Origin of the sequence: Amycolatopsis sp. NPDC089917, from assembly GCF_040684635.1 — a bacterium.
Lineage (GTDB): Bacteria > Actinomycetota > Actinomycetes > Mycobacteriales > Pseudonocardiaceae > Amycolatopsis.
Genome location: NZ_JBFBGL010000002.1, coordinates 118,407 through 130,407, shown reverse-complemented (window position 1 = coordinate 130,407; position 12,001 = coordinate 118,407). Strand labels below are relative to the sequence as shown.

General features: G+C 69.6%; 12 protein-coding genes. 7 read left to right on the top strand and 5 right to left on the bottom strand.

Translation table 11 applies throughout. The features are described 5' to 3' along the window. Window positions 1-31: 31 nt before the first annotated feature. Window positions 32-3,469 carry a CARDB domain-containing protein gene (locus tag AB0N89_RS02765; protein WP_364199476.1) on the bottom strand — a complete coding sequence of 1,146 codons (3,438 nt, stop codon included), beginning with the start codon at window positions 3,467-3,469 and terminating at the stop codon, window positions 32-34. Window positions 3,470-3,669: 200 nt separating this feature from the next. Between AB0N89_RS02765 and AB0N89_RS02760 the strand changes: the two genes are divergently transcribed. From AB0N89_RS02760 to AB0N89_RS02735, 6 genes are all read left to right on the top strand, one after another. Continuing rightward, entirely contained in the window at window positions 3,670-4,032 is a 363-nt protein-coding gene (locus tag AB0N89_RS02760; protein ID WP_364199474.1) for a hypothetical protein, read from the top strand. Between the two features lie 127 nt (window positions 4,033-4,159). Continuing rightward, complete coding sequence (locus tag AB0N89_RS02755) at window positions 4,160-5,269, top strand: STAS domain-containing protein (RefSeq protein WP_364199472.1); 1,110 nt, start codon at window positions 4,160-4,162, stop codon at window positions 5,267-5,269. A gap of 151 nt (window positions 5,270-5,420) precedes the next feature. Continuing rightward, window positions 5,421-6,158: a GAF and ANTAR domain-containing protein gene (locus AB0N89_RS02750; RefSeq protein WP_364199470.1), complete on the top strand. Its 738-nt coding sequence runs from the start codon at window positions 5,421-5,423 to the stop codon at window positions 6,156-6,158. Between the two features lie 240 nt (window positions 6,159-6,398). Further along, a complete protein-coding gene (locus AB0N89_RS02745) occupies window positions 6,399-7,052 on the top strand; it encodes a trypsin-like serine protease (RefSeq protein WP_364199468.1) in 654 nt (217 codons plus the stop codon). A gap of 3 nt (window positions 7,053-7,055) precedes the next feature. Then, the gene (locus AB0N89_RS02740) at window positions 7,056-8,054 is read left to right on the top strand and encodes a helix-turn-helix domain-containing protein (protein WP_364199466.1); all 999 of its coding nucleotides are present in this window, start codon (window positions 7,056-7,058) and stop codon (window positions 8,052-8,054) included. Window positions 8,055-8,218: 164 nt separating this feature from the next. Further along, window positions 8,219-8,350 carry a hypothetical protein gene (locus AB0N89_RS02735; protein WP_364199464.1) on the top strand — a complete coding sequence of 44 codons (132 nt, stop codon included), beginning with the start codon at window positions 8,219-8,221 and terminating at the stop codon, window positions 8,348-8,350. On the opposite strand, the gene AB0N89_RS02730 is transcribed toward AB0N89_RS02735, so the two are convergent. The 3 genes from AB0N89_RS02730 to AB0N89_RS02720 form a co-directional block, all read right to left on the bottom strand. Next, window positions 8,340-8,570: a hypothetical protein gene (locus tag AB0N89_RS02730; protein ID WP_364199462.1), complete on the bottom strand. Its 231-nt coding sequence runs from the start codon at window positions 8,568-8,570 to the stop codon at window positions 8,340-8,342. The genes AB0N89_RS02735 and AB0N89_RS02730 overlap by 11 nt on opposite strands. Before the next feature lie 55 nt (window positions 8,571-8,625). Then, window positions 8,626-9,378 (bottom strand): trypsin-like serine protease, encoded by a 753-nt coding sequence (locus tag AB0N89_RS02725; RefSeq protein ID WP_364199460.1) that lies wholly within the window; start codon window positions 9,376-9,378, stop codon window positions 8,626-8,628. Window positions 9,379-9,450: 72 nt separating this feature from the next. Then, window positions 9,451-10,419, bottom strand: coding sequence for a LysR family transcriptional regulator (locus tag AB0N89_RS02720; protein ID WP_364199458.1), 969 nt, complete (start codon window positions 10,417-10,419; stop codon window positions 9,451-9,453). Between the two features lie 111 nt (window positions 10,420-10,530). Between AB0N89_RS02720 and AB0N89_RS02715 the strand changes: the two genes are divergently transcribed. Then, the gene (locus tag AB0N89_RS02715; RefSeq protein ID WP_364199456.1) at window positions 10,531-11,493 is read left to right on the top strand and encodes a M64 family metallopeptidase; all 963 of its coding nucleotides are present in this window, start codon (window positions 10,531-10,533) and stop codon (window positions 11,491-11,493) included. Window positions 11,494-11,499: 6 nt separating this feature from the next. Here the strand turns inward: AB0N89_RS02715 and AB0N89_RS02710 are convergent, their stop codons facing one another. Continuing rightward, window positions 11,500-12,000: an SRPBCC family protein gene (locus tag AB0N89_RS02710; protein WP_364199454.1), complete on the bottom strand. Its 501-nt coding sequence runs from the start codon at window positions 11,998-12,000 to the stop codon at window positions 11,500-11,502. Window position 12,001: the final 1 nt, after the last annotated feature.

Genomic DNA, 12,001 nt, shown 5'->3' with positions numbered 1-12,001 from the left:
CACTCCCGCTCCAGCCCCGATCACGCTCGCCTCACCTCGCCCCGCGGCGGCCCGGCGAGACCACCGCCGGAACCGGCGCGCCGTTGATCACGAACTGCGATCCCGGCTGACGGACGACGTCGCCGTCCGCCGAGTTCGTGATCGTCACGTCCGTCAAGGTCGCGCTGCCGCGGGCGCCGCTCATCGCGAGGATGCCCGCCCCGTTGTTCGACTTGTCGATCTTCACGTCTCTGACGTCCGCGGTCACCACTCCGCCACCCGTCTTGAACTGGATGCCGTCGTAGGTCGAGTCGTGGATCTCCGTGTCCCGCAGCACGACCCCGGGGATGTCCTTGCCCTGCGCGAAGAACGTGATCGCGCCGAACTCCTGCTGCTCGCCCCAGAACACGCCGCCGCAGCGGTACAGGGCGTTGTTCGCGATGAGCGTCTGCCCGGAGAACGGCAGCGGATCGTGGTCCGTCGCCAGCATGATGCCCGGGTAGTTCATCGTGTCGTGGACGAGGTTGTTCTCGATCTTGTTGCCGTACCCGCCGTAGATCGCGATCCCGTTGGCCCGCCAAGGAAGCTGGATCGTGTTGTTGGCGAACACGTTGTCGTGCGCGATGTCCTGTGAAGTGTCCTTCACGTATTGGTTCGCCCACACCGCGAGCGAGTCGTCACCCGTGGTGCGGAACGACGAGTTGAACACCTTCGAATTCCTGGTGCCGTTGGTGAAGTTGATGCCGTCGGCGTAGGTGTTCCGGATGCGCATGCCGCTGAACTCCAGCCCGTCGGCCGGACCCCAGAGCGCCGGGAGGTTGCTGTAGTCCCGGCCGACCCACACGCCGACGTTGGCGTGCTCGATCCACACGTTCGAGATCTTCGTGCCGGTGCCGAACCGGCCGTTGAGGCCGACACCGCCTTCCGCGCCGCCGTCGCCGCCGCGGATCCGGCCGGACCCGAAGATCGCGATGTCGGAGATCTGGGTGTTCTTGTCGATGTCGAACCCGAAGTTGCCCTCGTGCGGGTGGTTGATGCCGCCCGCGTTCTGCGGCTCGATCTCCGAGTACAGCTGCGAATGCCACATCCCGGCGCCGCGGATGGTCACGTTCGAGATGCCGATCTGGTTGTACTGTCCGCCGCCGTTGGGCACGTTCGGGTCGTCGGTCAGGATCTTCTTCTCCTGTCGCCACTGCCCGGCCGGGATCCAGACGCAGCCGATCACGCCGTTCTGGTCGTCGGTCACCGCGCGCTGGATGGCGGCCGAGTCGTCGTTCCCGTCGTTCGGCACGGCGCCGTACTCCGTGATCGACACGCAGTTCGCCGGTTTCTCCGTGGCGGGCGCGACCTGTTCCAGATCGACGAGGTCGACGATGTAGAACGCCGCGTTGTCACCGCTGTCGCGTTGCAGCTTGAACTTCGTGCCCGGCGGATACGACCGCGACAGCAGCGCGTGCGACTCGTCGAACAGCCGTCGTGCGTTGGCCTGCGGGGTGTTCGTCAGCCCCTCGGGGTCGTCGGTGCTGCCGTAGAGCCAGCTGTGCTTCGACGACAGCGTCAGCTTTTGCGCGAAAGTCCCGTTGACGTACAGGCTGAGCGTCGCTTCCTGCCCGCCACCGCCGGGGGCGTCGGGGATGGAGTTGCGCACGACGATCGAGTTCGCCTGGTTCGACGATGTGAACTCGACGTGCTGGCCCTGGTGGGCCAGCCGCACGGATTTGCGGCCGGAGGACTCGGTCGCGAAGTTCGTGTGGCCGAAGGTGCGCAGCGGGTCGGTCTCCAGTAGTTCTCCCTGGTACTGCGCGGATTCCGCTTCGTATTCGACGTACGGGACCGCCGCGCCGCGCCCGACCACCATCGCCCGCGAAAGGCTGTTGTTGGACTCGTTGGTCTCCGTGACCGTGCCGGTCGCGTCGGCCGTCGCGGTCAGGGTCGCTCCCCCGCTCGCGGCGGTCCAGGTGCCCGAGATCGCGACGTTCGTGGTGGCGCCCGCTTCGATCGCGCCGGTGGCGCCGGTCAGCGTGGTGGCTCCGACTGCCAGCCGGGTCACCGAAGCGCCCGCGGCGCTCGTGCCGCGGTTGCGCACCGCGACGGTGAACGACACGGCGGAACCGGCGGCCGGGTTGGGCGGATTCGAGGTGATACCGGTGACTTCGAGGTCGGGACCCGGCGACTGCCCGACGACCAGCGACGCCGGAGAGGTGAAGGTGTTGTTGGTTTCGTTCTGTTCGGCCACCTTGCCCGCCGGGTCGACGGAGGCGGCGACGCTGTACGTCCCTTGCGGACGCGTCCCCGCGTTCACCGTCACCGTGGTGGACGCGCCCGCGGCGAGTGCCGGGACGGCCGCCTCCCCGGCGACGGTGCCGCCGAGGCTGACGTTGACGGTCGTCGCGCCGGCGTTCGCGGTGCCGGCGTTCTTCACGGTGGCCGAAACGGCGAGCTGACTGGTCTCCGTCGGGTTCGCCGGCGTCCAGGTCGCGCCCGTGACGACGAGGTCGGGATTCGGCGCCGGGGTGCCGATCACCTGGAACTCCGCGACCTGACCGCCGGGAGCACCGGAGTTGGCGAAGAACCGGAGCCGCACGTCCGACGCGCGTCCGCCGACCGGGACGGCCACCGAGTTCTGGTTCGTGGCCGGGTCGAAGCGATGGTCCGCCCGCGCGGACAGCGAGGTGAACGCGGTGGCGTCCTGTGCGCGGCCGAGGATCTCGAAGTTCTGCGTCCGCGCGCCCCAGGCCGCGTCCGGGTTGAGCTTCACGACGACCGACTCGACCTCCGCGTCGGTCCCGAGCTTCACCGTCAGCGAGTTCGGATAGCCCGCGGCGGATTCCCAGTACGTGGCGGTGTTGTTGTCGTTGGCGTTGGCGGCGACGAAGGAGTGGACCGTCGATGTGGCCTCGATCGGTTTGCCCGCCGCCAGGTTCCCGGGCGTACTCGGCGCCTGGGTGCCGTCCGGTCCGTACAGCTCGAACTCCGACAGCTGCGCGGCGGGCCATCGCGTGTTCGCGGTGACCTGCAGCCGCACGTAGCGGGCCGACGCGGTCATCGGGATTGTGACCGTGTTGGAGCCGGGGGTGAACGCGTAGCCGGCCGGCGCGGCGAGGTCGGTGAACGCCGTGCCGTCGGCGCTTCCGCGCACGGTCAGCGTATGGGTGCGGGCCTCCCAGCCCGACGGCAGTTTCAGCACGATCCGCGAGAGGGATTTGGCGGTCCCGAGGTCGGCTTGGATCCACTGCGGGAACGCGTTGCCCGCGGATTCCCAGTAGCTGTCCTGGTTTCCGTCGACGGCGTTCGTGACGGGATAGCCGGGCAGCGCGCTACTGGCGGACACCGTGCGGGTCAACGGCACCTCGGCGAGCGCGGCCGGTCCGGGCGGGGCGGCGGTCCCCGGGGGTGGGCCGCTCGCGGCGGAAGCGAAGGAGAGTCCGGCGACGGAAAGCCCTGTGACCAGGAAACCGGCGACGATCCGGGACAGGCGCGTACGTGTCATGGCGTCTTCTCTTCTTTGAGACAGCGGGGAGGGAGCCAGAGCCGTACGAGCATGCAACAACCCGGAGACAAAATGCAAGAAGTTGACATCTTTCAGAAATTTCGCGACTGCCGTCCGGGCGAACCAGGTCACCTGTTCCGCAGTTCCGGTGTACACCCGTACACTCGAATTCAGCCGAACCGCGCGGAGGTCGATTCCTGATGGACGTGACGAAAACCTTGAAGTCCGCACTCGCCGGGACCACGACCGAGTCGAGGTCAGCGGTCCGCGAGCTGCGCCGGGAGACCGAGGACCTCGTGGCCCGCCGGGCGGGCCGGACCGCGAACCGGCTGACCGAACTGGGTGAACGGCTCGCCGATCTGGTCGTGGTCTCCGGGAGCAGGCTCGCCGGTCTCGCCGATCGGCACAGCGAACCGGTGGGCGAGGGCGTGCGCCGGGAAGCCGGCCGGATCGGCGATTCGGTGGAACGGCTGACCGGCACGCTGTCGGACCGGACCATCCTCCTGGCCGAAGAACTGCTCTGCCCCTCGCCGTCCGGGAAGCGCAAGCCCCGCGTTCCCTGACGGGCGATCACGCCGGCTTCGTTTTCGACAGCCTCCGGCTTCGTTTCTCCGCTATCGGCACAGGGCGTCGCCGCGGTGACATGTACCGGTGCCCGGAGTGTTCCCGGCGGTACAAGGGGCGGAAGCCATGGCAGACGACGATTCACCTCAGCTGTCCCCGCCCGGCGTCGCGCCCGCCTCCTTACGGCTCGGGGTGTCCGTCGACCTCCGTGAGGCGACGACGGTGGTCCACGCCAGCGGGGTGATCGACGCGTCCACCGCTCCGCGGTTGTGGGAGACGACGTCGTCGATCCTGCGCGAACACCCGGCCGTGCTGGTCGTGGACCTGACCAAGGTGGCGTTCGTGGATTCGTACGGCCTCGAAATCCTCGCCCTGGTCGAGGAGCGAGCCCGGCCGGACACGGTGCTGAAGCTGGTCGCCGTCGGGGCGCTGGGGATCGCCGGGCAGGCCACCGGTATCCCGGTGTACCCGGAACTCGCCGAGGCACTCGTTCCCGCCGTCCCGCCCGCGGTGTATCCGGATCGGCGGGGAAAGGCCGGGCGCCGCGACGATCGGTGTGACGAGCTGTGGCGGCGGGTGACCCGCGCGACCGAGAGCCGGATATCGGGAACGACCTGCGCGGAGACGCTGTGCGCGACCGTGCTCAGGCTCGTGCCCGAACTGGAGACGGTCACGCTGACGCTGCACACCGACGAGGGAGCCACGTGCGTTCTCGCCGCCAGTCACTCCTGGAGCAACCAGGTCGAAGAGCTGCAGTACACCACCGGCGAAGGCCCGGGAATCACCGCCTTCACCCGGCAACGGGAGATGATCGTGCCCGACCTCGCCGCGACCGGCCATTGGCCCGGCTTCACCCACGCCGCCGACCGGATCGGCGTCGCCGCGGTGTTCTCTTTCCCGTTGCCCGCCCCCCTGCGCCTGGGTGCCCTGACCTTTTACCGCCACCATCGCGGCTGCCCGCCCGAACCGGTGCTGGCCGACGCCCGCGCCCTGGCCCGGATCAGCGCCGTCATGCTCGACCGTGACGACGATCTGCTCGACCAGGTGGCCCGTACCACCGGTTACGACGAGGTGTGCCACGCCGCCGGCATACTGTCGGTCAACCTGGGCGTCCCCACCGACGAGGCGTGCGTGCGGATCCGCGCGGCGGCGTTCGCCAACGACATGCCGGTTCGCTCTCTCGCCCGCGCCGTCGTCGCCGACCCCGATCAACGCCACCGGCTTCTCGACCTCTAGGCCGGGTGGCCTGTTCCAGGCCACCCGGAACCGCGCTAGAGTCGAATCGCCTGTCCGCGAGCACGAAGTACCTCGTGCGGCGAACTTTCATTCACGGCGACGCCCGGCCCCCCGCCCGTCGTGGTCCGGAACCACCGACTGCGTGGACTCGATGCCTACCACCGAACGAGAACTGCTGATCGCCGAAGCGGTACGGGACCTGGCCGACCGCCACTACGACGCGAATCCCCTGGAACTGCTCAACGACCTCACCGCACACGTGGTCACGCTGCTGCCCGCGGATTCGGCGAGTGTCACCGTCACCGGCGAATCCGGGCAGGTGGACTACCTCGCCGCGTCCGACGAGACCAGCCGCCGGCTCGAGCAGGACCAGCTCGATCTGAACGACGGCCCTTCCGTCGACGGAGTCCGCACCCGCGCCGTGCTCTGGCCGGTCGCACTGGACGCGAAAGGACCCGCGGCCCTGCGCTGGCCCCGTTTCACCCCGCGCGCCCTGCGTGCCGGCGTCGTCTGCGTCGCCACGGTGCCGCTGCGGACTCGCGATCGCTCGTACGGTGTCCTGAGCCTGATGACCACCACGTCCCCGGTTCCGGCGCACGACGACGTGCGCCTGGCGCAGACCCTCGCCTCGACCGCCGCGATCTTCCTGCGGCAGCGACGCGTCCTGTTCGGCAAGGACACCGTCATCGGCCAGCTCACGACCGCCCTGCGCAGCCGGGTCGTGATCGAACAGGCCAAGGGCGTGCTCTCGGAACGTCTGCAGATCCCCCTCGACGAAGCCTTCGTCCACCTGCGCGGCCACGCGCGCAGCAAGTCCCGGAAACTGCGCGACCTCGCCGCGGAAGTCGCGGAGGGAACCATTCCCGCGGAACTCGACACGACTCGCTGACCCCTCCTTGACACAGCTGTGCCATCGGCACTCCCGTGCCGATGGCCCGGGTGCGCTGTGGCCCCGTGCGGCCTTCTCCCGTCTTTAGTCGCTATCAACGGCTGTATCCGCTTCCCTAGCATGGGAAAACCGGCGCCGGATCCGGCCAGGCGACCCCTGGCGATCCCGTTGCGGCCGGAAACGACGCGCCGTCGATTTCCCTTTCTTTTCTGTTTTTCCCTGCATTGGAAGGCACCACCCATGCGTATCCGAGGTCTTCTCACCGCACTGCTCTGCGCGGCCGGGCTCATGACGGTCGCGCCCGCCGCCGGCGCGGCCCCCATCATCGACGGCGACTACGCCCAGTCCGGTCCGTGGGCCGCGATGATCGAGCAGAACGGCGAGCAGTGGTGCTCCGGGTCGATCATCAGCGCCCGCTGGGTGCTCACCGCCCGGCACTGCATCGACGAGCCCGGCGCCAAGTACTCGGTCCGGGTCGGAAACGTCGACCACCAGGCCGGAACCTACGCCGCCGTGGCGAACATCCACACGCCTTCGGGCGGTGCGGACATCGCGTTGCTGCGGCTCGACCGCTCGGTCAGCACGACCTACGCGTCCCTCGGCACTTCGGTCGCCACCGGTGACACCGAATACGTTTATGGCTGGGGCTACAACGAAGACGGCGATCTTCAGCGGTATTTGAAGGTCGCCCAGATGAAGGTGACCAGTGTCGGGAGTGGACTGATCAAGGCGCGCCGGGGCACCGGCCTGACCAACGGCGGCGACTCGGGCGGACCGGTCTTCGTCGGCGGCAAGCAGGTCGGCGTGCACATCGCAGGCAACAAGGTGGACAGCTCGACGCATACCGCCATCTCGGCGAACCGCACCTGGATCCGCGACACGTCGGGGGTCTAGGCCGTGACACCGGTGAGCCTCCCCGATGAGCTCGGCACGCAACTGCTCAGGCTGGGCCTCGGGGAGGCCGCCGCCCGGATCTACCGCCGGATGCTCGAAAGCGCGCCCGTGACCGCCGGGGACCTGGCCTGGCGGGAGGACGACGCGGAGACCGTCCACCTGGCACTGAAGGAACTGGCGGACGCGGGGCTGGCGGTGTCGTCCGGAGTGGACGGAGACGGATTCCTCCCCGCGAACCCCGGTGAAGCACTCGCCGCGCTGGCCACGCGACGGCAGGCGGAACTGCACGACGCGCGGCTCGCGGTCCAGACCGCGTACCGCGCGTTCCGGCGGGCGCATTCGGGGATGCCGCATGCGCAGGACCTGCTCGAAGTGGTCACCGGCGACGCGATCCTTCCCCGGCTCCAGCACCTCGCGAACCTGGTGCGGCATCAGGTCCGCCGTCTCGATTCGCCGCCCTACTTCACCGGCGGCCGCCGCAACCTCCTGGAGGAGGAGCAGTTGCGGCGCGGGGTCACCTACCGCTGTGTCTACAGTGGAGCGTCGCTGGGTGATCCCGGCTATCTGGCCGCGAACATCCTGCCGTGCCTGCGCGCCGGCGAGCAGGCACGGCTGCTGCCCGAACTCCCGGTGAAACTGACGCTGTTCGACGACCGGGCGGCCACCATCGCGCTGACCATCCGGGAGGCCGACCGCAACCAGTCCATCGTGATCGTGCGCCCGTGCAGCCTCTTCTCCGCCCTGGAGGGACTGTTCGAAACCTCCTGGGCGGCGGCGCTGCCGCTCGACCAGCAGGGCCGGACGGCCGAGCAGCCGATCCGGCCGATCGAGCGGGAACTGCTGATCCTGCTGGCCGCCGGGCGCAAGGACGACGAGATCGCCGCCGAACTCGGCGTCAGCAGGCGCACCCTGTTCCGCTATCTCGAAACCCTGATGGACCGCGCCGGCGTCTCCAGCCGCTTCCAGCTGGGGGTCTTCGCCGCCCACAACGGCTGGCTCTGACCACGCGTTTCGTCCTCTGGATGCGGTCGTCCGCGATACGAACGACCGCATCCAGAGGACGAAACGCGGGAGGTCCTCACCCGGATGGGGTCACCCTGACAGACCATCCCCGCTGCGCCGAACGCGCGAAGAGCGGAAGGTGATCTTGAAAGGAGGGCGGCATCATGGGGAATCACCGACAGCACAACGGAACGGCGTCGCTCCGGATCGCCACCGCCGGCCTGCGGGTTTTCGCGGTCGTCGTCGCGATCGCGGCCTGCGCCTGGTTCGCGCTCTGGCTCGCGTTCACCCTCTGAGCCCGGCCCTCCCCGGCTGGGACTCCGGCGGGCTTTCGGGCTCCGGCAGCGGGCGGTCCGGTCCCGGATCGGGGAGCCGTTCGGGCACCCCGGGGTCCGGAACCGGTTCGGGCCTGCCCGGGTCCGGCACCGGCTCGGGGATCCCGGGATCGGGGACCCCGGGATCCGGCGGCATGGGATCCGGCGGCGCCGGAGGCGCGGTCATTCGAGTGCTCGTCATCGCAGTACCTCCTGCCCACGCACTACCCGCTCCCTGACCGGCCGAAACTCCGGCACTAACCCGTCTGGGTGGCGATCCAGTCCGCGATCGCGTCCGCGCGGGAGGTCGTCTCGACCCCCGCGTGCGGGCAGTCCGGCCCGGTGGCCTCCAGCGAGACCAAGGCGCCGCTCTTGCCAGCCGGGACGAAGTACGGCGCGCCCGAGTCGTACGTGCAGGCGCTCGTCGTGATCGACGGCGCGGCGCCGCGGACACCCAGCGTGGTCGGGGCGACCGTCGCCACCTGCACCGTGCCTTGCTGCATTCGGGTCGCCGGAGCGGGATTCGTCGAGGTCAGGCTGCCCCAGCCCGCCAGCGTCAGGTGCAGGCCGATCTGCGGGACGGCCCGGTTCACCGTCAGCGGGGTCACCGTGGTCACCGGGGTGTCCAGTCTGATGAGGGCGACGTCGTTTTCCTTCGCCTGCAGCACTTCGGTCGCCTTGCGGGCCACGCCCGACTCGGTCGCCTCGTCGACCAGCCCCAAAGTCACCGTCGTCGGATACGGGATCTTGCCCGAGACCCGCTTGCGGTTCGCGTCGTGGAAGCAGTGCCCGGTGGTGATGACCCAGCCGGGTGCGATCAGCGCGCCCGTGCAGAAACTGCCGTAGGTCGAACCGTCGGGGCGCGGGATCTTCGTCATCGCGATCTTCGCGACGAACCCGAATTGCCCTGGTGGGACATCCGTGCCGTGGGCGACGTCCGGCGCGGCGAGCGCGGCCGGAGCGGTGGTGATGGTCAGGACAGCAGCGGCCAGCAGGGCGCGCAGACGCAATTTCTTACCCTTCGTCGGTGAGGTTCCGAGGCTAAGACCACCGCCCGACAAGGGGAATTCCCTGACCAGGTGTCACCCGATGGCACGCCGGGCGGGTTCCTCGCGGCGTGCGAGCCAGCGGCGGTAGGTCTGGCTGCTGTCGGTGTCGGACCGGTAGGCCGCCTCGGCAGCGGCGATCAGGACGTCGCTGTTCGCGCCGAAGGCTCCTTCGGTGCTCCAGGCGATCAGGTAGCGCATCCACAACGGATCCCCCGCGAGAGGCCGGATCGCGATTCCGGGCGACGCGGGAAAGGTGACCTGGCAAGGGGAAAGTGCCCGGCCCGCGGCGATCAGGCGTTGCAGCGGACGGAGTTCGGTGCTCCGGTGCGCGACCTGCGGCCGGAATCCCGCCCGCGCGCAGGCTTCCTCGAAGCACTCCGGCCAGCCGGCGCCGTCCGACGGTCCGAGCACCCACCGTTCCCCGGCGAGATCGGCCAGCTCGATCTCGGCCCGGCGGGCGGCCGGATGATCCGCGGCGATCGCCACGAACACCGGTTGCGTGGCCAGCGGCCGCGACGCCACACCGGGGGCCGCAGGCAGGAGGTGTCCGGGATAGTCGGCGACGACGGCCGCGTCGAGTTGCCCGCCCGCCACGAGATCCAGCAGCCGCAGCGGCGAGAACTCGGTGGTCACCGACACCGCTTGCCCCCGGCCGGAATCACCGAGCCGGTCGGCCAGCTCGACGACCATCGAACCGCCGATCCCGCCCAGCGCGACAGGACGTTCCTTCCCGTCCGCCAGCCAGCGTGCCGCGTCCCGGTGCATCGTGTCCGCCGCGGCGAGGACGGCCCGGGCGCGGACGAGCACGCATTCCCCGAACGCCGTCGGGAAGACGCCGTCCCGGCCGCGCACGAACAAGGTTCCGCCGAACGCGCGCTCGATCCGTTGCACGGCGGCGGTCAGCGCGGGCTGGGAGCTCCCGATGCCGATCGCCGCGCGCGTGATGCTGCCCGCGTCGGCCACGGCGCACACCACTCGCAGGTGACGTAACTCGACGTCCATCACGCGGACCTTATGGCCGTTTGGGATGTGCCGGAAGCCGTCGAAAGTCGGGATCGTTTTTCTTACTCCGCTCCTGCCCTCCCTGTCTCCCCTTCCCCGCAAGGAGTACGCATGCGACGTGCCTGTCTCATGGTCGCGCTGACCGCCGTCCTCGTCGCCGGGTTCACGCCCGCGACAGCGTCGGCGGCTCCCCGGTTCACGACGTCGATGGAGGCCTTCGAACCCGGGGGAACCATCACCCGGGTGGACGTCTCCCGGCCCGCCTCGGACCGGACCGCCGCGCCGCAGCTGATCGCGAACGCCGCCACGGTGACCCCGATCGAAACCAACGGCCCCAGCGAGACCACGTTCGACCTGGTCTTCGTCGGCGACGGCTACACCTCCTCGCAGCTGGGCACGTACTCGCAGCACGTCCGCTCCAGCATCGCGGCGCTGTTCGCCATCGAGCCGTACAAGAGCTACCGCAAGCAGTTCAACATCTGGCAGGTGGACGTCGTCTCCGCCCAGTCCGGCGTCACCAACGACCCGACCCAAGGGGTGCGGCGCAACACCGCGCTGGGCTCGTATTTCTGGTGCGGCGGCATCGAGCGGCTGTTGTGCGTCAACGAAACCAAGGCGAACCAGTACGCTGCGGCCGCGCCCGACGTCGATCAGGTCATCATGCTGGCGAACACCACCAAGTACGGCGGAGCGGGCGGCGGCGTGGCGACCTCGTCGGGCGGCAACATCCAGGCCAGCCAGATCGTCGCCCACGAACTCGGGCACTCCATCGGCGGACTGGCCGACGAGTACGACTACGGCACGTGCGAAACCCGGGAACCGCGCGAGCCCAACGCGTCCGCGCTCACGGCCCAGCAGATGAAGGACCGCCGCGCCAAGTGGTACAGCTGGCTCGGCAAGCCCTCCCCGGACGGCGGCACGGTCGGCGCCTTCGAGGGATCCCGCTACTGCAAGACCGGGATGTACCGCCCCAGCGTGAACTCGCTCATGCGCACGCTCGGGCAGCCCTTCAACCCGCCGAGCACCGAAGCGATGATCGCGGGCTTCCACCGGGAGGCGGCCGCGCGGCACTGAGTCCCGTCATGGCCTCCGGACCGGGCCGCCGGCGTGTTCGGCGAGCCCGGTCGCCATGGCGCGCATGAAGCGGCGGAGGTACCACCGGAAGAACAACGCCTTGCCCCGGCCCACGCGATACGTTCCGTGCCAACGGATCCGGGTCCCCCCGGCGGGCGTCTCGCGCAGCTCGACAGCGGCCTGATAGTCCACCATCACCGGGACGTCCACTCCCTCGTACGAGAAGCGGCGTTCGGGGTCGAGGGCGGTGATCCGCTCCTTGGTGACCGTCCTGCCGGTACGGAAGGCGCGGACGGCGCCGACACCGTCGCGTCCGTCGGCGGAAAGTCCTTGTGAAGCAGCGACTTCCAGGGAGCCGACACCCGACCAGACCGGCCAGCTGCGGGCGTCCACCAGCAGCGCCCACACCGCGGCGGGCGGCGCCGTCGATTCGGCGGTGACGTCGTACGACTGCGTTCCAGAACCACTCACACGATCACCGTAGGAACAGGCGGCCCCGGTCACCATG